Annotated in this window: 15 protein-coding genes; 1 reads left to right on the forward strand and 14 read right to left on the reverse strand. The window is 44.6% G+C overall.

Going from position 1 to position 18,378, the window contains the following annotated elements:
• Positions 1-7: 7 nt before the first annotated feature.
• From MHB56_RS01205 to MHB56_RS01265, 13 genes are all read right to left on the reverse strand, one after another.
• Positions 8-964, reverse strand: coding sequence for an ABC transporter ATP-binding protein (locus MHB56_RS01205; RefSeq protein ID WP_076130038.1), 957 nt, complete (start codon positions 962-964; stop codon positions 8-10).
• Positions 954-1,940 carry an ABC transporter ATP-binding protein gene (locus tag MHB56_RS01210; RefSeq protein WP_036687658.1) on the reverse strand — a complete coding sequence of 329 codons (987 nt, stop codon included), beginning with the start codon at positions 1,938-1,940 and terminating at the stop codon, positions 954-956. The genes MHB56_RS01205 and MHB56_RS01210 overlap by 11 nt, the downstream gene beginning before the upstream one ends.
• Before the next feature lies 1 nt (position 1,941).
• Positions 1,942-2,844, reverse strand: a complete 903-nt coding sequence (locus MHB56_RS01215) for an ABC transporter permease (RefSeq protein ID WP_081383373.1) — start codon at positions 2,842-2,844, stop codon at positions 1,942-1,944.
• Positions 2,845-2,880: 36 nt separating this feature from the next.
• Positions 2,881-3,843: an ABC transporter permease gene (locus MHB56_RS01220; RefSeq protein ID WP_036687660.1), complete on the reverse strand. Its 963-nt coding sequence runs from the start codon at positions 3,841-3,843 to the stop codon at positions 2,881-2,883.
• A 75-nt stretch (positions 3,844-3,918) separates the two neighbouring features.
• A complete protein-coding gene (locus MHB56_RS01225; protein WP_280753131.1) occupies positions 3,919-6,060 on the reverse strand; it encodes a peptide ABC transporter substrate-binding protein in 2,142 nt (713 codons plus the stop codon).
• A 549-nt stretch (positions 6,061-6,609) separates the two neighbouring features.
• Positions 6,610-7,476 carry an SDR family oxidoreductase gene (locus tag MHB56_RS01230; protein WP_312148827.1) on the reverse strand — a complete coding sequence of 289 codons (867 nt, stop codon included), beginning with the start codon at positions 7,474-7,476 and terminating at the stop codon, positions 6,610-6,612.
• Between the two features lie 2 nt (positions 7,477-7,478).
• On the reverse strand, positions 7,479-7,982 hold the full coding sequence (locus MHB56_RS01235) for a hypothetical protein (protein WP_248548720.1): 504 nt from the start codon (positions 7,980-7,982) through the stop codon (positions 7,479-7,481).
• 116 nt (positions 7,983-8,098) lie between these two features.
• Positions 8,099-8,659: a MarR family winged helix-turn-helix transcriptional regulator gene (locus MHB56_RS01240; RefSeq protein WP_341143162.1), complete on the reverse strand. Its 561-nt coding sequence runs from the start codon at positions 8,657-8,659 to the stop codon at positions 8,099-8,101.
• Between the two features lie 200 nt (positions 8,660-8,859).
• Positions 8,860-9,726, reverse strand: coding sequence for a GNAT family N-acetyltransferase (locus MHB56_RS01245; protein WP_076218224.1), 867 nt, complete (start codon positions 9,724-9,726; stop codon positions 8,860-8,862).
• 722 nt (positions 9,727-10,448) lie between these two features.
• Entirely contained in the window at positions 10,449-11,222 is a 774-nt protein-coding gene (locus MHB56_RS01250) for a helix-turn-helix transcriptional regulator (protein ID WP_341143163.1), read from the reverse strand.
• A gap of 524 nt (positions 11,223-11,746) precedes the next feature.
• The gene (locus tag MHB56_RS01255) at positions 11,747-12,202 is read right to left on the reverse strand and encodes a DinB family protein (RefSeq protein WP_341143164.1); all 456 of its coding nucleotides are present in this window, start codon (positions 12,200-12,202) and stop codon (positions 11,747-11,749) included.
• 158 nt (positions 12,203-12,360) lie between these two features.
• Positions 12,361-12,849, reverse strand: coding sequence for a YfbM family protein (locus tag MHB56_RS01260; protein ID WP_076130031.1), 489 nt, complete (start codon positions 12,847-12,849; stop codon positions 12,361-12,363).
• 510 nt (positions 12,850-13,359) lie between these two features.
• Positions 13,360-15,615 carry a type IA DNA topoisomerase gene (locus tag MHB56_RS01265; protein ID WP_339187284.1) on the reverse strand — a complete coding sequence of 752 codons (2,256 nt, stop codon included), beginning with the start codon at positions 15,613-15,615 and terminating at the stop codon, positions 13,360-13,362.
• Positions 15,616-15,779: 164 nt separating this feature from the next.
• On the opposite strand from MHB56_RS01265, the gene MHB56_RS01270 reads away from it, so the two are divergent.
• Positions 15,780-16,643, forward strand: coding sequence for a pentapeptide repeat-containing protein (locus MHB56_RS01270; RefSeq protein WP_076130030.1), 864 nt, complete (start codon positions 15,780-15,782; stop codon positions 16,641-16,643).
• A gap of 15 nt (positions 16,644-16,658) precedes the next feature.
• Here the strand turns inward: MHB56_RS01270 and MHB56_RS01275 are convergent, their stop codons facing one another.
• Complete coding sequence (locus tag MHB56_RS01275; protein ID WP_280753125.1) at positions 16,659-18,371, reverse strand: proline--tRNA ligase; 1,713 nt, start codon at positions 18,369-18,371, stop codon at positions 16,659-16,661.
• Positions 18,372-18,378 lie beyond the last annotated feature (7 nt).

Raw genomic sequence — 18,378 nt, forward strand, 5'->3', positions numbered from 1 at the left:
CCTCTGCTTATTCTACCAAATGACACACGGCACTATGGCCTTCTGACACGATTTTCCGTTCAGGCTTGACAGCCATACATACATCCGAGGCAAAAGAACACCGGGGATGAAAAGTGCAGCCACTTGGTGGATTGAGCGGAGATGGTACCTCACCTTGAATCGATACCATCTGCTGCTTCTGCTCCACACTATCCGGAATCTTCAAAATCGAATTTAGCAGGACCTGCGTGTAAGGATGCGTAGGTTTCTTGAACAATTCATCCGCCGGAGCCTGCTCAACCACCTCTCCTAAATAAAGAACCGCGATATCATCACTCAAATACTCCACTACTGCCAAATTATGCGAAATAAAGATATAAGTCAGGTTAAACTCCTTCTGCAAATCCTTTAGTAGTTGAATGACTTGAACCTGAATAGATACATCCAATGCGGACACCGGTTCATCACAAATGAGCAATTTGGGATTCAGTGACAACGCTCTGGCAATCCCAACCCGCTGCAATTGTCCACCTGACAGTTCATGCGGATAAGCGTATTGGACTTCAGAAGGCAAACCGACCCGCTCAAGTAGTTCGATCACACGCTCATGCCGGCTTACTTTAGTTCCGATTTTGTGGATAGCCATTGCATCTTCAATAGCGTCTCCTACCGTCATTCTCGGACTGAGGCTCGCCTTGGGATCCTGGAAAATAATTTGCATATCCCGGCGCATCGCCCGCAGCTTCTCTTTATTTGCCTTTGAGAGCTCCACGTCCTCAAAAAATATTTTTCCTTTGTCAGATTCGAGTAGACGCAGAACCATTCGCCCTAAGGTTGATTTTCCTGAGCCACTTTCCCCAACAAGCCCCAGTGTTTTCCCCGCTTCCAGGGTAAAAGAAACATTCTCGATGGCATGCAGCTTTTTTCCTTGTACCCGAAAAGTTTTCGAGACATTTTCTACGCGCAAGAGCGGATTATTGGGCATAGGAAGCGACCTCCTCAGCATGATGGCAGGCGATCTGATGATCGGTGCTAAAATCACGAAGCTTGGGAACTTCATTCTGACACCGTTCAGTTGTATAGAAGCAACGATCGGCAAATGGGCAGCCGGTCAATGTCTGTGTAAGTGTCTTTGCCGTCTTTGGAATAGGCATTATTTCTTTTCCCTTGTGGCCCACTTCAATAATGGAGCGTTTCAATCCAAGTGAATAGGGATGCGCCGCCTCACTTATGAACTTGTCCGTAGTGGCTTTCTCCATGATTTGGCCCCCGTACATCACGATGATTTTGTCACAAAAGTTGGTCGCAAGGCCAAAATCATGCGTTACCATCACTACGCTCATCCCATGTTTTCTGCGCAATTCCTGCAATAGTGCAAGAATCTGCATCTGCACAGTGACATCAAGCGCGGTTGTTGGCTCATCGGCAATCAATAATTGCGGTTCACATGCCAAAGCAATAGCAATCATGATACGTTGGCGCATACCACCGGAAAATTCGTGAGGATAACTTTTAAACCGTGATTTAGGATCCGGAATCCCCATTTCATGCAAGAGCTGAATGGTTCGGTCAAAAGCTTCCTTCCGGTTTGCATATTGATGTGTCAGCATGGCTTCCATTATTTGATCCCCGATACGCATGATCGGGTTCAAGCTGGTCATCGGATCTTGAAAAACAACGCCGATGTCACGTCCACGAATATCTTCTAATTGTTTGGGACGCATTTTAAGTAAGTCCTTACCATTAAACTGAGCTGTCCCCGATGTTATTTTTCCATTTTCACGGATGAGCCCAATTGATGACATCAATGTAACGGACTTACCGGAGCCACTTTCACCAACAATCCCCAAGGATTCATTTTCATTGATCGAAAAACTGACGCCGTTTACGGCATAAACTTCATCTTCACTCCGGGAGAACTTCACATGAAGGTCATCAATAGAAAGTAGCGGTTCACCCATATTAATTGCCTCCTTTCGGACTGAATGCTTCCTGGAGACCGTCTGCTACAAACAGAAACGAAAGCAAGGTTATTGCAAAGATACCTGCCGGAAAATACAGCAGCCATGGAAAGCCGAGAATATTCTCACTGGCTTGAGCAATCATACTCCCAAATGAAGGGATTGGCGGCCGAAGCCCCATGCCAAAAATACTTAAGCCTGCAATCTGGATGAGATCACCGGGAATCCCGAAGGCGAGAGAGACACCCATACTGCCGATAACATTCGGCAACATATACCGTCTGGCAATATGCGCCTGAGATGCGCCTAACGCTCTTGCCGCTTCCACCATCTCCCCGTCCCGCATACTTAGGACCAGACTTCGGATCAAGCGTGCATACCCCGCCCAACCCGGAATTCCAATTGCTAGAATCAAAGATAAATACCCACGTCCCAGCATAATGACTAATATCAAGGCGAACAAAAATCCCGGCAAGGTCATCATAAAATCCACAGCACGCATAATAATCATATCGGCGATTCCGCCGCGCAATCCGGCCCACAAGCCCAATATGATCCCGATGATGAAGCTGACCAAAGTCGCGCCAAAAGCAATAATCAGAGCGCTTCGAACACTGAACAGAATCTGGCTGAACATGTCATGCCCTACATTATCCGTACCAAAAATATGCTGCCAGGTCGGCCCTTGATTGATGGCCAAAAAATCCCCCGTGCGATAGTCATATGGGGCCACCCAAGGTCCAATAATCCCCGCGATCAAAAAAAGGATAACCCAGACCAAACCAATAACGGCAAGACGATGTCTTTTAAATCGCTTCCAACCTTGATAAAACTGGGATCTCTGAAGATTCTTTTTTCTCTTCAAAGCTACATCCGATTGAGTTGCTGCAACTGTGCCAGCCAATTGCTCCCCCTCCTAGGTTCGTATAGTCTGTGCCGCTTATAATCTGACACGCGGATCAATAAAGGCATAAATAATGTCAACGAGTAAATTCATAATCATAATCATGGATCCCAGCAGAAATACAGATGTGATGGCGAGCGGATAGTCGAAACTGGTAAATGCCGTCTGCATCACCTGACCAAGCGCTGGAATGGCGAAAATTTGCTCCACCCAGATCGTGCCCATCACGGTAAAAGCAAATTGTGGTCCGATGACGGTTATCATCGCAGTCAGCGAGTTTTTGACACCATGCTTAAAAATCATCGGCCAATATTTGACACCCTTAGCTTTTGCGGTTCGCATAAAATCCGACCTCATGGTTTCGATCAGACTGCCTCGCATATATCTGGCAACAACACCGACATTCGCCGCAGATAGACAAATAATCGGCAAAATTGCTTGCCTCCAGTGACCCCATCCCGTTACAGGTAGAATCCCTTGAAACACAACACCAAATAACAAGACCATAATTACCGCGAGAACAAATGCCGGAATGGCCTGACCCGTCAATGAGATGGTGCTAACAACATAATCGATCCAAGTGTTACGTTTGAGTGCTGCAATAATGCCAAGCGGAACCCCGATAATTACCGAAAGAACAACAGATCCAAAGGCCAGAAGTGTACTGATCGGCAAAGCCTGCTTCAGTTGAGTCGCAATTTGCAAAGACGGGTTCTGCATCGAATTACCGAAATCGAAGGTTAATTGATGCCATATATACTTCATGATTTGTTGCCACAGCGGTAAATTCAAACCATACCGGCTTTGAAACTGGTCCATGACTTGTTGATAGAGAACAGGGTTTTGCCCTTGCAGCGGAGCCAGTGCCGTAGCCATGGTATTCGTATTCATGAAACCGCCAGGTGAATAATACATCATGGTATAGCTAACTGAAATGACCAAGATTAAAGTGATAATAATTTGTAAAATGCGCTTTGAAATAAATTTCAATATGGTCAAATCCGACCCTCCTTTACCGATTCACGGGCACCATAATTGGCGCCCGCGATTGGTAATTATTCAACCCATTTAGGATTATTCTACAGATAAAAGATGTAGCCCATAGAAGTTGCCCCATGCCCAAGGATTTGATTGCACTCCTGTAATGCCGGGTTTTACCAAGAAGTATTGCTGTTGATAATACAACGGAACAGCATAAGCTTCTTCGAGCAGGTTATTAACTACCTTAGCCGCGATAGGAGCAGCGTCTTCGACGGTCAGCGCATTTACGAATTGCGCTTGCCACATTCTCAAATCTCTTAAGGTATCAGATTGATAACTGTTGTAATATACCTGTACATCAAGTGCATTTTGATTCAACTTGCCACCTGGCGCGTTTGGTGCTACGAAGGTCCAAGCGGTTACAAAGGCGGCATGTTTTTCATCGTTATTTTTAGCATTTTTCCAAAGGTCTACAATCTGTTGCCATTGTTCAGCGGCCGTTGGAAGCCCCGGTTGTTTCAAATAAGGCTGCCAATCTGCAGGCTGCTCTGCTGTCCATTTATCCAAAAAGGCGATATCCTCTTTAGCAGCTTTTTCTAATGCTGCCCAGTCGCTCCATTCCACACCGGCGTTCTTATTATCCGGATCCCCATATTTTTCAATGGCCGGTTTATAATAAGTTTCCTTGGTCCAATCCACGAATTGTTTCGTAGCTTCTAGCGGGGCATCCAGTGTTCCTATGGAATATAGTTGCTGCGTTGCACCCATGTCCAAACTTCCTGGTTCACTCCAGTTGGTTGCGCCCGACGCCAGAATAAAGCCTGGTTTTGCATCGCCCTGAGGTCCGCTGTACTGATAAGCGTTAAACTGCGCCTCATTGAGCTGAACTAGCTCTGTTTTGATACCAAGATTTTGTTGCAGTAATTGACCTAACGCCAAAGCGATTTGTTCACCCTGAGCATCTACTTGCTTGACCCCAACATACAACGATAGGGTTGGCAGACCTTTACCGCCTTCATAACCAGCATCCTTCAATAATTGTTTGGCTGCCTCGAGATCTTCCGGAAGTCCTTGCTCCAGTTTTTCCGTTGGCCAACCTGGTGAAGCAAAGATATTGGTCGCCCCGCCCATGCCGTTCAGCACCGATTCTACGATCGGTTTACGCTGGATCGCTTTGGCGATAGCCTGGCGCACCTCTTTTTTGTCATATGGAGATTCCGTTGTCGGGTTGCTCCAGAGCAAATATTTGATCGCATAAGTCGCTGCAGTATACAGCTGGGACTTTAGCTCCTCCGTTTTCTTCACGTATTGTAAATCAGACGCGCTTTGGATTAGAACGACATCTGCATGGCCGGACATATAATCCTCCACCGGCACGGTTGTCGCCGGAAGAACATGGATGGTCTCTACATTGCCGTGATTAAGCTGGCCGGCTGCACCTACATAATTCGGATTGCTCACCATGACGAGTTCACCGTTAGGTGTAAAAGATTTAACCATGTAAGGGCCATTGCTCACAAAATTCCCCGGTTCAAACCACTTACCAGGGTTCGCTTCGACCGCTTTAGGATTCATAGGCATCGACCCGGAAAGAACCATATCCCCCAGAATAGCGTGAGGCAGCGTGGTCGTAATTTCCAGCGTGTAATCATCAACTACTTTTAGACCAACTTCTTCTTTACTTACAGATCCGGCATGGTATGCATATCCGTTCTTCACAAAATTAAGTACGCTTAGCCAAAGTTGTGCGGTTGTGTTAGCTGGATCCAATTGATACATATAAGAAAAATAAAAATCATGGGCGGTTACTGGATCGCCGTTTGACCATTTGGCATCTTTACGGAGGGTAAATGTCCAAGTTTTTTTGTCATCGGAAACGGTATAACCTGTCGCAATTTTCGGAACGATTTCATTATCCTGATTGTAGCCATAAAGCCCTTCGAGCAAAGTTCCTTGCCCTACCAGAATTTGTCCTTGCCATTGTGTAGGATCGAGCGTCGGGATCTTTGGATTGAAAACGGTTACCGAACTTCCCGCTTTAATTTCAAGATCAGAAGCGCCCTCATTCTTAACTGCCGTTTGACCCACATCACTGGTTGCTTTTACCGAAGTATTGCCATTACCTGCAGCATTTTTACCGTTCTCATTGGCACTATTAGAGGAATTACTGCAAGCAGTCACAGATAACAAAGAAAATGACAGAAGTAGAGCTAAGAACGCGTTCTTTTTTTTCATCCTCAAGTGAACCCCCTCATACATAGTCATGAAACAAAAAAACTAACATTTTATTATCTTGTTATCTATGATGTTATCCTTCACCTTTTCATGCTTTGCCCCCCTAAATTTAAACTCCGATGTTTGTTGGTGAACTTACGAATATCTTCTTTTGAATATCACTCAGAAAACTAAGAGTAATCGCTTACATTCTAAAATTTTCCACAAAGATTGTCAAGAAAAAATGTTACGTTAGTTAGCATAACTAGTTATTATTAATATAACTTAATCTTATAATATGAATTTTTCGTTAATTTTTTATTAGCTTTTTTAGTGTTATTTCGTAAATAACACTAACTTATTGACGAATTTTAGCTTATTTCTTGTAATGCTGATATAAATGCTATAGAAGAACTAGTTCTATGAGTTGAGTTCCTTAGGACATAATAAAAAGAGTGCATCCCGGCAGTCATTTTATGACCTTTGGGATACACTCTGAACCATTTAGATATGGGAATCGGAATAAAATACTGTTATCGATACAAATATCAGAATAGGTGGACTCCGCCTCTACCGGAAATTATCTACACACTCATGTAGAAAGGCGTCTAGTGTGCGTGGATCTCTGCCGAGTAAACGCTTCACAGTGTCATTTGGACTTTCTGGCACCATCCTAGACATGGTTTGAATTTCCACAACGTGGTTCGCGAGCCAAGGAGGCAGATTCCCATGCTCAATAAGATTACGGAGTAGTACTTGAGGGTCCATGTTGATGTAACTTATCGGCCGATTAAGCAGGGCAGATAGTCGACTCGCGATCTGGGGATAACTGAAAATCTCCGAACCAGTAAGCGTATATATATGGCCTGATACCTTGTCGTTGGTCAGAACTTCTGCGGCAACGTCTGCAATATCGCGACAGTCAATAAAGTTACACGGTGAAACGCCCATAGAGCCGAAGAAAACATTTTGGGTTGTGATCGTTGGTGCAAAGCGCATTAAATTTTGCATGAACGCATAAGGGCGCAATACGGTATGGGTGATACCCGATACTCTCAACGTGTTCTCAATTTCTTGATGCCACCCCGCCACTGCCACTGGAGCGCTCTGCTCAAAGGCTGGACTGGATATTTTTACGATATGTTTGATTCCAGATTCGGTGGCAATCTGAATGATTGAGGTTTCCAATTCGATTTGTCTTGGACTGTTGGACATGGCAAGGAAGAGCTGGCTAGCACCTGTAAACGCGCGGCGCACCGATGTAGGGTCAGAAGCATCCACAAAAGCGACCTCGATAATTGATCGGCTTTTTTCTCCGATTTGATCACGCAACTTCTCTGGCTCTCTGCTCAGCGCCCTGACAGGTACACCAAGATCAACCAAACGTTCCAAAAGCGCACTTCCAATCGTACCTGTTGCTCCCATAATAACTATCATTTTTATCTTCTCCTTTTGGATGAAAAATCAGTTGTGACGGCAAGTCGCCACCGCCATGTCACTATCGTGCTCGCTATGAATCCAGACAACGGGAAATCGATCCAGACACGATTTACCCAGACCAAGTGATTACTCGGAATCATAATTTCTACTACAACAGATGTCACCCATGCAGCGTATAGCCCAAATGAGGACCCGGCCATTGCGAATACCCCTACCACAACCAAGTGAGGTGCACCGATGACCCATCGCAAATGGCCCACTCGACTATGCAACAAAAGTCCAATCATCAAGGCCATCAAGGCGGATGCACCGCCAATAGTGGTCAATGCCGCTATTTGAAGCCCCCTATCTGCAGTAACCAATCCCCCGATACCTGCCATAATGGCAGGAGCAGCATAGGCCATTACAACTTCACGCCATAGTACAAAAGTCTTTTTCTTGGAACCAACAGCCTTGATGCTGTAAACATCATCTGTCTGATTCGGGTATTTCATCTGGTTCATTTACTTGCTCCCTTCTTCTTTGAAATAGTTCAACGATTGATTTCAGCGAACTATAATTAGGTACCTAACTATATAAGAGTAAAAATAGGCTAGCTTCACTAGCCCAATTCTACTCATTACTGATGTTTCCCCTTTGGTTTCGAGCCTAATTCGCCCGTAAGTGCTGAAATGCCTTGTGTAACTCGACCTAACAAGTCGAGAAATACGCTGCGTTCTTCGATGTTGAGCAACCCCACCATAGCTTCCAGCCGAGCGAAATGCTCAGGAGCCATTTCACGGAGCTTCTTCGCTCCTTCTTCCGTTAAAACAACTGATTTCTGACGGCCATCGTCTGAGCTTAATCGCCGAGATACTAGCCCATCTCGTTCAAGAATGTCGATAAGACCAGTCACTGTAGCACGTGTAACTCCTAGATGCTCCGCTAATTGCGAAGGCAACTCTTCTCCTTCGTTATCTTCAAGATCTGCCAATAAACGATAACGCCCTGTTGATAAACCGAATCTAGAGAAATGAATCTCCGAGGCGTGTCCAAGCATGGCTCCCGCTGCCATTAGCCTAGACGCGACGAGTATAGCCTGTGCGTCTATGTCTAGGTTATAGCGATCAATCTGACGCTTGGATTGTACAAGCGAGGGAATAGCCTCAATGTCGTTTATTTTTTTATTATTCTTGTTCATATATGTAGTATGGTCCCTAACTAATTTTATGTCAACTCATTTTTTTATACCTCGTCAACCCTGGAGTTAAACAGTTGCATTTGGTTGTAACTCTATATTTCTCCCAAAGCTTGATCAATCGACCTTCAAGATCTTCAATCCGTAGTGAATATTCTGCTCTTATTTTCAAAAGTAGTAGAAGTTCTGTCCGCATCATTCTACTATTCAAATTTTAACTGAAGCGAATCACAGATTGGCATATAGCCTATCTTTTGATAAATGCTATTAGATGTGGGATTTGCTAAGTCGGTATATAAGACGCATCTAGTAAACCCTTTATCCAATGCAAGTTGGCTTATTTGCGCCACAATTGAAGTTGCGTAACCCTTTCCGCGCTCATATGGAGGGGTATATACAAATGCCACGCCAATAGCCGTCTGCATCTCCCTTGTATATCCTGCCATAGAAACGGGTATCCCGTTGTCCTCTAAAATATATAGTTTTTTCGATGCTATTCGGTAGAGGTAAGGGTCTGCATCTTGCGGGATGGACATTTCTGTTTTACCATAACTCCCCGCTGCATAAAATGCTTCAGCCCAGTAAGGGAAAAAGTGAATATCCTTTTTATCTAGTAATCGAACGATACCAACCTTTTGAATGTCTGGGTTTACTGCCGTAAGTTCATATATACGTTGGGTCATGATTGTTTTAAAGGTTGTTCCCTTGCGCAAAGTATATTCTTTGGCAAAATACTCTGCCAAGGTTTTTTCGGTCATCACACCTGGAATTTCACGGTCTTTCAGCCCATCTACCAGACAGTTTATAGCTTCTGGGTTAATTATGTTGTCTGTTGCATAAAGCGTAATATTGTGTGGCGGTGTCATTATGGCGGTAAGTTGTATGCCCTTAGCATCCGAAATAGTTACCATAAGCCAATTTACAGGGTCACGCCAGTCTGTTTTGTCTTTTCCTTCATGTCCAATTATGATATTGCCAAGAGGAATCAAATTTTGTGCTTCATGACGCATCAGCATACCATAGGTATCATTGTAAAACTCATACACATCCGTATACAACTTGAATTGCATTGCAATATCCCCCTTTCATCTGGTCAACGTTTTTCCGGATTTTTCGAACTAATCGTTCTTCTTACGGTTTGTTGATTTTTCGCCTGCCAATTTAATAATTAATTTATGAAGACGCAAAAAAAACCATCCCATTAGGGACGGAGTTGCTCCGCGTTACCACCCTGATTGACGTTTATAATAAACGCCCTCTTTGCCATCGTCCAACAACGATGCTTCTTTGTAACGGTAGAATCCCGGTCCCATCTACTATAATTCGGGGGACTGCTCTGAGGTGATTTTTGGATTCGGATATCCGCTGCCTCGCACCAACCGGCAGTTCTCTGAACGGCGTTTCCAGATCTATCTGTCAATAATTCAAACAACAATAAGGACCTTTAAACTTATATTGCTTCTAAAGCAGATAATCTAACTAACTAATCATGCGACGATATGAATGCGGAGACTACACTCCAGTCTGCTTATTTTCTTCATCAGCACATAGCACCAACCTTTTACTTACCTGCTTAATCTGTTTCGATTAGCTTAGAGGTCAACTTCACTACTGGCCTGATATACTTCAAAAACCGCTCCGGATCGTGATAAACGTAAATGATTCTCCCAGCGGAAGTATCAAAGCAGTAACCAGTGTCTGCAAAATTAAAAGTTGCCATTGCCCTTTCCATCTTTTCCTCTACACTACGATTTTCCTGCTCATAATTGAATGGCCCATGTTCAAAAACAATCTACTCGGCTTCGAGAACATCAATCATAAGCATTTGTGGAGGTACTTCACCTTTATAATCAAAAGGAAGACGTACACCAAAACACTCTGTACGTGGAATACCCCAATCGCAGAGTCTGCCATCCGGGTCATTAATGTAAGCCATAATCTGACCGCTGCCACCGTTAGATTCACTCCCGCCCTCGTCATCCAATTTGCCCTTGATACTATCGAGTAAGCCGCAAATTGTTTCGCAGTCCTGTCCTGTAATAAGACTTTGCTTTTGCCAAAAATCCCAATACCCATTACTCTCATAGTTTTTAATGTGCAAAAATTTGTGAGTAGGAATGGTTACAAAATAAATGTTAAGATCATCTGTAGATTTCATCATACCAATCTCTCCAAATCCGAAAAAGTAGCGGTCGAAAGAGTTTATTTTTGTACGAAGGGCGACAGGCATAGGCTTTTTCCGGTATTCACTTGGAGTTACACCATATGTTCCCTTGAAAGCCCTGGTAAAAGCTTCATGTGATGAAAAACCATAATCAAAAGCAATATCCAAAATGCTCTTTTCACTATCCCGAACCTCTTTTAGTGCAAAGGCTAATTTTCTATGCCGTAGATAATCCCTAAATTGCATTCCCGATATTTCCTTAAATTTTCTCGTAGTATGAAATTCGGAATAACCTAACTTGTGAGAAAGAAATCGTAGCGTTATTGCTTCACTGTTACGATTCTTAATACACTCGTCAATTTCATTAACGATTATTTGGATTTGCTTGTGCCACTCGTACAATTGGTCTGTTCACCTCGTTTCAACCACTCTATAGTCATTGTAGAGTAATGGAATTTGCATCGCTTGATTCTACTTGCGGAAAAGAGATGACAATTCAAACGTTTTGGTCCTACTATTTCGGAATCTCATCATGAAACGGTACCACCATTTCGTTTGTATCGTTAAGGAATACATATTGAATCTCAGATTTCCCCTTTGCATTTAGTGGTCGTTGTATAACCCTATCGTTCTGTCAAAGTTATTTCCGCAAGCAGCTTAAGCGTGTCATGCATTCGCAGGATGGACAAGAAGCATGGAGTTCGGGAGGCATTAAACAAAAGGGCTCGGCCCCGTTGAGACATGGGAGTGAAAATCACATGCCCTTACAGTTGTTCCAAGCCACCGCCTCCTCAATTTCCTTCTTATCTCACATTTAGCTAAAGGGTAAAATCCTACGAATTCATGAGCCTGCATGAGTAAACTAAATCATTTCGGAGGAGTTCAAAGCCCATCTCATTCCGGGTAATGGTGATGATTAGGCCCTGTTAGAGTCTGGCGAACGTGATGTAATCGACTTGGACAGGTTCTGCCAATTCCGTCCGAAGTGCCCGGTTGATCTGTCCCCGGTGATATTGCCCATGTAAAATGACCTGCGACAAGATATCCCGGACGGACGTTTGAAACGGGACTCCGTTCTGGTTCGCATAATCGACCCTCACGTCCAAATCAGATTCCTCGAGCCCTTCGATATACACACGATATTTCTCGGCGTTTTCTTCGAACTCCGTTCGGATCGCCGTCAGGTCCTCTGCTTCCTCCCACAACGAATATTGCGCACTACCCTTGCCCTGCAATCGGGACAGCCAGACTCGTTCCGCAACCGCGACATGCCGAACCAGCTTCAGAAGGTCCTTGTTCTTCATCTCACTCTCCTCGAGCGCTTCTAAGATTTGTGCGTCCGCCCAGTACAGGTGGTCCATCATACACTTGATCGTCTTCATTTTCGTTTCCCCCTCTTCGTCTCATTGGATTAATTGTACCTACCGTTTCCCGTAATTGGTCATTTATTTCACAAATCATCATAATCTTCATTGACAAAGGTTCTATTTTTTATCGCGCTCAATGGAATCAGGAGACGTGTGTCGTCTTTTGGTTAGAATCAGAAAATATAAAAGATGAGACCTTTGCCCTCGGCTACAGTTTGGCTGTAGAAGCGCCGGATTTCGTTAAAATGCTGTAGCAGGTAGGCAAAGAACGCATCCTTATCCTCGTCTGAAACAATATCAGGTTCAAGAGGATATACTTCTTCCTTAACCATGGCCGGGAAATCATACCGCAAGCGGAGCTGCGCTTCATCCAGCTCGGAAATAACCTGATGCGCTTCTGCAACTTGCTTGGCACGTAAGGAAAACGCCCCGAATGAGCCAAAATCGATGCCTTTGTCTGATGTCAGCGGAACAACATAACTAAGAGGGGCATCTCCATCGGAAATAACTCCACAAAGCAAGTAGTGAATCGCCTCCCAGGATCTATCAATGTCCAGTCCGGGATAATCATCTATTTTCAAGCTATTCAATGCAATGTCGCCTGTAACAATTTGCTGCACTAGGTTGTCATCCATAGCAAAGTAATATCCACGCATTCCCATGTTGTCATCCTTCCTTCCATTCTAGTAGTGACTATAATGCCCTATCAAAATGTAACCTCTGGATTTATCCCGCAGGATAGAAAAAGAGTGAAGATCAGCCCCCTACGTAATCATAATATCTTGTCTGCACAAGTTACTACATCCCGTTTAAGATAGGTATGTCCTACACTCTTTAACTAATGAATTTTATGTGGAAAAGATATGGTCAAGCACAGCTGTCACCGAAACCATATCCCATATACGGCGAGTCCGACTAATAGTCTTGACTACGGACCCAGCTGAAGCTATTGGCGAATTTATTGCCGTTGGAGCAAGTTTGCGGACTCCAGTGCTGCTATTCTCCCGCAAGCGGTGCATATATAGCCCTTTTCATGCCAATAACGACTATGCGGTCCGATAGCAGTCCAAAAAGGACGTATCCCGCGTTTTGGGTCATCTGTGTCCGCTAGCGGCTTCGTACATGCAAATGTGATGTAATCCACCCATGATCCATATAAACTTCCAGTTAGACTATGACTCCACTGTTAATTGACCCGTATCCATATTATTAAGCACAAGTTTACCTTCCAGCGGGGTGCCGTCTTCGCTCGCAAGCTTCAGCTTACCCGTACGGCCCTTTTCAATTAATGCCTTTACTTGTGTATCTGTAAGGGTACGCCCGTGGTTCTCTTTCCAGATCACGAACTTGCAGCCTTCTTTGTAATGAGAGCAGCCGTAGCCTTTTTTACCCATAAAAATCATCCCGCCACAGCCAGGACGCGGGCAGTTTCCGATAATTTTCGGACCTGAATTTGCTGATTCTTCTTCGTTAGCTGGTTTACGTTTTCTTGGCGCGGCAGGTTTATCGCTGGTTTTACGAGATGTACCTCCACCACTCCGACCTTTAGCCCCTGTGTTCACAGAAGGAGTTTCCCCTTCAAAAGAAGTTTTGGACGCCCGAGACTGCACACGAACCTTGTCCACGATCATGCAGGCAAATCTTTTTACATTCTCCATAAATTGTCCGTCCGACGCCGTTCCTCTTGATATTTCGTTCAAGCGACGTTCCCACTGGCCGGTCATTTCAGGTGAAGTCAACAGCTCGATGCCCGCTCCACGTATCAGTTCAATAGCCGTTCGTCCTTTTTGCGTGATGGCGATTTTTTTGCCTTGCATTTCAATGTATCCGACATTCTTAAGCCGTTCAATGGTTGCAGCACGGGTGGCGGGAGTACCCAGCCCTGAATCCTTCATAGCATCCCGAAGCTCTTCGTCTTCAATCTGCTTTCCGGCACTTTCCATCGCTCTAAGCAGCGTGCCTTCCGTATAGTGTTTTGGCGGCTGTGTATCTTTCTCTTTAACGATTGCGTCACTACAGATCACCTCATCTGCCGGAGCGATTGCGAACGGTTCATTCACTTCAATCTCTTCGTCTTCCTCATCATCCTTGTTTTTTCCCTTGGACGACTTCGCTTTATCTTTTTTCTGGTCCGCGTAAATTACCTTCCAACCGAGACTTAATAATTCCTTAACAGTAGTTTTGAACTTTTCGTCCTCTACATCAGTCATAACCGTATGCACTTTATATTCCGCAGCCGGATAGAACTGTGACAAAAAGCGCCGCACAATCAAATCATACAGCTTTCCCTCATCCGCACTAAGCCCTGTTGCTTTCCGATATGTAGGCAAAATCGCATGGTGATCCTCTACCTTGGAGGGATTGCAGATAAATTTGTTTCCTTTATGAACGAGATTACGATTCGCGCCCTTCACCCATTCATCATAAGCCGTCCCTTGGAGCGCAGATAAAGTCTTATGCATCTCCGGAATATTTTGTTCTGTAACATAGTTAGAATTCGTCCGCGGATAGGATATCACCTTATGCTTTTCATATAAGGCTTGTGCGATATCGAGTGTTTTTTTAGCGGAAAAAGCGTACTTCCCATTCGCCTCCCGCTGCAACAGCGTTAAATCATACAGTTTATTCGGGTACTCTTTCGTTTCCTTAACCTCATAAGATTCAATACGTCCCGGTTTTCCTTTGACCTTGGCAGCCAGCGCCTCCGCCTTCTCACCATCAGTCAGCCGGTCACCCTGCCACATGCCTTTATAGGTCATTTCATTTTGTGTAAAATGGCCCTCCACCTCAAAAAACTTAAGGGATGAGAACGCCTCAATCGTCTTCTGGCGATCATAAATAAGTGCAAGTACTGGGGTCTGAACTCTCCCCACCGACAGCAGCACATTATGTTTCGTAGTAAATGCACGTGACCCGTTCATACCGATTAACCAATCGGCTTCACTGCGCGCTTTTGCTGCTTTGGTTAGATTCTCGTACTCCGCCCCATCCTTTAGCTCTTGAAAGCCTTTGCGGATTGTCTCTGGTGTCAAATCGGAAATCCACAGCCGCTTCACAGGATGTTCAAGCTTCAAATGCCGCTGAATGAGCGAAAATATATGCTGGCCTTCTCGCCCGGCATCACAAGAATTTACTAGCAGATCGCTTCGTTTAGCCAGCTCTCCGATTACCTTCAGCTGATCAATGGTGCGCGCATTAGGAACTAGCTTGAATTGGTCCGGAATAATGGGAAGATCATTAATATTCCATTTTTTGTATTTCACATCATATGCATCCGGCTCAGCCAATCCGATTAGATGCCCTATTGCCCATGTAATAATGTACTGCTCCCCTTCAAGATAGGAACGGTAATTTTTAGCCTTTGGTTCTATTGCGGCGGCGATATTCCGCCCCATGTCCGGTTTCTCCGCAATAATAAGTGTCTTCAAAAACATTCGCTCCTTACCTTCTCGTTCTTAAGTCCAAAATAGGTCCAGTACTCTATTATAACATTAACCTCAGTTTTTTTTAATCGACCGGACTTTTCATAATCTTTCGTTTGATTTAAAATAAGTTGGTATAAGCGTATTCATATATCGGAGGGAAACAAACCTTGTATGAGAATCACAGATTTACTGAACCTTTTTCTGATCGAAGGCTCTCTGCCCTGAAGGCGGATTGTGAGCAGTGCTTTGGCTTGTGTTGTGCCGCATTGCCTTTTGCTGCTTCCATAGATTTCGCTAGAGACAAAGACGCTGGACAGCCATGTCACAATCTACAGTCGGACTTTCGCTGTGGTGTACATACAGAGCTAAGAGAATTAGGCTACCGTGGTTGCACGGTCTATGACTGTTTTGGAGCTGGGCAAAAGATTTCTCAAGTCACTTATGCTGGAGAAGACTGGAGGAAAAATCCGAAAACTGCGAAGCAAATGTTCGAGGTATTTCCGATCATGTGGCATTTGCACGAGCTGCTCTGGTATTTACATGAATCTTTAAACTTAGAAATAACCCGTACAATCCATACGGAGCTGCAAACAGCTCTCGATGAAACGGAACAGCTCACTTTACTTAATCCTGAAGCACTTGCAAAAGTGGATGTTGCCGCTCATCGAGCAAAAATCAATATGTTACTGTTGCAGGTCAGTGAGCTTGTACGAACTGAGGCTCGCCGTAAACTAAAAAAATCAGCGAAGAATTTCAGTCGAGGTGCCGACCTTATGGGAGCTAAGCTCAAAGGAGCCGATCTCAGAGGCGCCAATTTGAGAGGAGCCTATTTAATAGCCGCAGACCTTAGGGACGCTGATCTCAGAGGTGCAGACCTTATTGGGGCAGACTTTCGCGATACTGACCTCAGAGGTGCTAATTTAGCAGAAGCTCTCTTTCTCACTCAGGCACAGATCAATGCGGCAAAAGGCAATACTCTCACAAAATTACCAGCAACACTCTCCTGCCCTGATCATTGGCATTCCCATTAAATGAAAAAAGATCATTTATATCAGCTGTGAATAGAATTGTTTGATCCGAGACACAGCTTCCATAATTTCTAAGACTTCTTTCCCCGCTGTGTTTCGGTTCAGATACTCTACTCTTCCCTGTGATGCTTCCTTGCCCACAACTATTGATAGAGGTATCCCGATCAAGCTTGAATCTTTAAATTTCACGCCAGCGCGTTCATCCCTATCATCAATCAGCGTCTCAATACCAAGCTTGGTTAGTTGATCATAGAGACCTTCGGCAACCGTCCGCTGCTCACTATCCTTGACGGACATTATCAAGATATGAACCTGATAAGGTGCCAATGCTGCTGGCCACATTAATCCATCCTCATCATGATGCTGTTCAGCAATAGCGGATAAAAGCCGTGAGATACCAATTCCGTAACAGCCCATAATCATAGGTTGACTTTTGCCTGAAGAATCTAAGTAAGAAGCGCCTAGCTTTTCACTGTATTTAGTACCTAATTTGAAGACATGACCCACTTCAATCCCTTGATGAAAATGCAAAATACCCTCCAAACAATGCGGACAAACTTCACCTTCTGCTACATTCCGAAAATCCCCCACATGCCCAAGCGAAAAATCTCTGCCGGGTACGACATTACGGAAGTGATAATCTTTTTCTCCCGCCCCTGTAATCCCTTGAGTCATATCAGCTACTGCCGCATCTGCTAGGACAGTAAGCGTTAAGCCTACAGGTCCTACAAATCCACTTTCAACGCCCGCTAAGGATTTCACAGACTCGTAGTCAGCAAGCTTAATCTCATTCGTTCCTAAATATTTACTTACCTTTATTTCATTGACTTCATGATCACCCCGGACCAGTACAGCAAAAATCTGTCCGTCACCTTCATAGATTAATGTTTTGATAATCTGGTCTGGCCGGATATCTAGCTCCTGCTCTAGTTGCTCAATTGTGCGCAAATCAGGAGTGAGGAATTTCTCTATCTCCGGTACTTGTATGACAACTTCATTTTTTACAGGCCGCACGGACTCTGCCTGTTCCAGATTGGCCGCATAATCACAAACGGTGCATGCAGCAATCGTATCCTCCCCAATATCAGCCAGCGCCATAAATTCATGACTGCCACCCTCGCCTCCAATCGCACCGGAATCCGCATGGACAGCACGGAATTTCAATCCACATCGCTCCAATACCCGGTGATAAGCCTCGAACATTTGGATATATGATTTATCTAGACCTTCCAGGTTTGTGTCAAAAGAGTAAGCATCCTTCATCAAAAACTCTCTGCCTCTCAGCAGTCCAAAACGTGGTCGGCGTTCATCTCGGAACTTGGTCTGAATCTGATATACGGTAATAGGAAGCTTTCGATAGGAGCTGATCTCATTCCGTACGAGTGTGGTTACTACTTCCTCATGTGTAGGACCTAGTATGAATTCCCGCTCATGACGATCCCGCAGCGTCATCAGCTCCTTACCGTATACCTCATACCGGCCTGATTCTTTCCAGAGCTCCGCAGGCTGCATAGATGGCATCAATACCTCCTGAGCCCCAGAGACATCCATCTCATGCCGCACAATCGCTTCTATTTTCCGTAAAACACGTCTTCCAAGCGGTAAATAAGTATACACACCCGCTGCTAATTGGCGGATATATCCCGCACGCAGCAGTAGTTGATGACTGCTTGTCTCCGCCTCTGAAGGTGCCTCACGCAGAGTTGTTAATAAAAGATTACTTTGACGCATATTTATA

The organism is Paenibacillus sp. FSL H8-0315 (assembly GCF_038005365.1).
Taxonomy (GTDB): domain Bacteria; phylum Bacillota; class Bacilli; order Paenibacillales; family Paenibacillaceae; genus Paenibacillus_AQ; species Paenibacillus_AQ odorifer.

Excerpts from the sequence above, each read along its gene's own strand:
- MHB56_RS01225 (WP_280753131.1), bottom strand. The coding sequence starts at position 6,060 with ATGAAAAAAAAGAACGCGTTCTTAGCTCTACTTCTGTCATTTTCTTTG.
- MHB56_RS01240 (WP_341143162.1), bottom strand. The coding sequence starts at position 8,659 with ATGAACAAGAATAATAAAAAAATAAACGACATTGAGGCTATTCCCTCG.
- MHB56_RS01260 (WP_076130031.1), bottom strand. The coding sequence starts at position 12,849 with ATGGGAATGCGTGGATATTACTTTGCTATGGATGACAACCTAGTGCAG.
- MHB56_RS01235 (WP_248548720.1), bottom strand. The coding sequence starts at position 7,982 with ATGAACCAGATGAAATACCCGAATCAGACAGATGATGTTTACAGCATC.
- MHB56_RS01210 (WP_036687658.1), bottom strand. The coding sequence starts at position 1,940 with ATGGGTGAACCGCTACTTTCTATTGATGACCTTCATGTGAAGTTCTCC.
- MHB56_RS01275 (WP_280753125.1), bottom strand. The coding sequence starts at position 18,371 with ATGCGTCAAAGTAATCTTTTATTAACAACTCTGCGTGAGGCACCTTCA.
- MHB56_RS01205 (WP_076130038.1), bottom strand. The coding sequence starts at position 964 with ATGCCCAATAATCCGCTCTTGCGCGTAGAAAATGTCTCGAAAACTTTT.
- MHB56_RS01230 (WP_312148827.1), bottom strand. The coding sequence starts at position 7,476 with ATGATAGTTATTATGGGAGCAACAGGTACGATTGGAAGTGCGCTTTTG.
- MHB56_RS01255 (WP_341143164.1), bottom strand. The coding sequence starts at position 12,202 with ATGAAGACGATCAAGTGTATGATGGACCACCTGTACTGGGCGGACGCA.
- MHB56_RS01245 (WP_076218224.1), bottom strand. The coding sequence starts at position 9,726 with ATGCAATTCAAGTTGTATACGGATGTGTATGAGTTTTACAATGATACC.